The sequence below is a fragment of the Kocuria sp. CNJ-770 genome, from assembly GCF_001942375.1.
Taxonomy (GTDB): domain Bacteria; phylum Actinomycetota; class Actinomycetes; order Actinomycetales; family Micrococcaceae; genus Kocuria; species Kocuria oceani.
Genome location: NZ_MKJW01000051.1, coordinates 1 through 1,796 on the forward strand (window position 1 = coordinate 1; position 1,796 = coordinate 1,796).

Annotated in this window: 1 protein-coding gene; it reads left to right on the forward strand. The window is 65.3% G+C overall.

Features of this window, described 5'->3' with window-relative positions; all coding sequences use genetic code 11:
• Nucleotides 1–373 precede the first annotated feature (373 nt).
• Entirely contained in the window at nucleotides 374–1,618 is a 1,245-nt protein-coding gene (locus BJF77_RS02445) for a replication initiation protein (protein ID WP_255396103.1), read from the forward strand.
• Nucleotides 1,619–1,796 lie beyond the last annotated feature (178 nt).

The following is a 1,796-nucleotide window of genomic DNA, read 5'->3' on the forward strand; positions in this document are numbered from 1 at the left end:
CCCCGGAAGTTCACCGTCGTCTCTTCGACCGCACCATCGTCCTGGGGATGACTCAAGCGGACTACATTGCCGCACTAATTGATCGCGATTGCGGTCTGCCGAACGCCATTGACGATCGGGAAGAGCAGCACGATCAATTGCCAATCAGTCCTTAAATGACTGACGGCCCGCCGTGGTGGGCGGGCCGTCTAAGTCATCCAGCTGTCACAAGTTTGCAGACCGAGACAGCTGGTTCAACAGCTAACTGAATGAGACCAAGCCATGAACTCATTAACAGGGGACCGTTGTGTCCCCTAGTCTACCTGACGCGCTTGCGGCTGTGCAGTCCCCTGTTCAGGCCACGCCGGACCGAATTTCTGATGCGTCGTCCCCGGTGGGGCGGTTTTTGACCCATCACCGCGTCCAGCACTTCCGTTGCGGCCAAACCAAGGCACAGGCGTTCCCCAACCGTGGCCGGCCAGCAGCCGATTTCGCGTTCATCCAGCTGAACCCTGCCGACTGGTTGAACTTCCTGGTGGTCGATGTGGACCGCGAGGACGCCCTGATGTGCCTGATGCACCCGGGGGTGCCCCAGCCCACCTGGATCATCGAGAACGAGGACACCGGTCACGCCCAGGCCGGCTGGGCGATCGAGCCCGTCTACCGCGGTGAGGGCGCCCGCCCGCACCCGATCCGCTACGCGAATGCGGTGCAACGTTCTTTGGACCATCTCGTGGACGGCGACCCATGCTTCACCCGCTACCTGGTGCGCAACCCCGCCGCCGACCGCCCAGCAGGCCGCGTGTGGTGGGGCACCCGTAAGACCCCCTGGCCGTTAGGCGCCTTGAAAGCGCACATGGCGGAGTGGATCGACCCACTGCACGACGAAGCCCTGGACGGGCCCGCAGCAGGAGCGTGGAACCCCGGCCCGGACTTCGCCGTAGAAGCAAGCCTCCCCCGGGTGCCGGTCACCGACACCGCCACCGCGGTAGGCCGCAACAACGCCCTTTTCCGCACCACCCGCCGGTGGCTGTGGGACCAGTGGGAGACGCGCGGCCACGCTCCGACCAACGCCGCCTCCATCGCCCACGCCCAGGCCCTCAACGCCCAACTAAGCGAGCCCCTGCCCGTAGCTGAGCTGGAATGCCTGGCCCGCTCCGCTGTCCGTCAGGTCAACGCCGGCAAGGGCCGGTCCACCCGCACCAGCAGCTCCGATGCAGCCCACGAGTACCTGTCCCAGATGGGCCGCCGTGGCGGACGAGCCCGCACCGACGCCAAGGTGGCGGCCGCCAAAAACAACGTGGCCCACGCCCGCAAAGCCCGCACCACCCAAGCACAGCGCCTACGGGCCCAGGCCGCTCAGCTGCGCGCGGGCGGGGCCACCTACGAGGCCATTGCAACTGTCGTTGGGCGAACTGCACGCACCGTCATGAACTGGCTCAAAGACGCCACGGCTCCCGTGTCCGTCCATGTTCCCGAGGGTGAAATTGTGCAAGCAACAGGTATTCTTCCGGCCGCCCCGGGCCTCCTGGGCGAAGCTCCACCTGCTGAGACATCTTCCCTCCCCCTCATCTGGTCTACCCCAGGGCCAGGCCCCCCAAACCACCGCGGCTGGCCCCCCTGCCCCCCGCTCAGATAGTAAATAAGTTCCCTACAATACGTCCCTGCACCTACATATCCGTATATATGTTCTACTGTGATGCCATGAGACACCCAGTTCCGCTCACCATTGACCGCCCTGTGCTGGTCTCTGCGGTCCTGGTCCGAGTCCCGGCTGGCTTCCCCTCCCCTGCCCAGGACAGCTTCGACGACGGCCG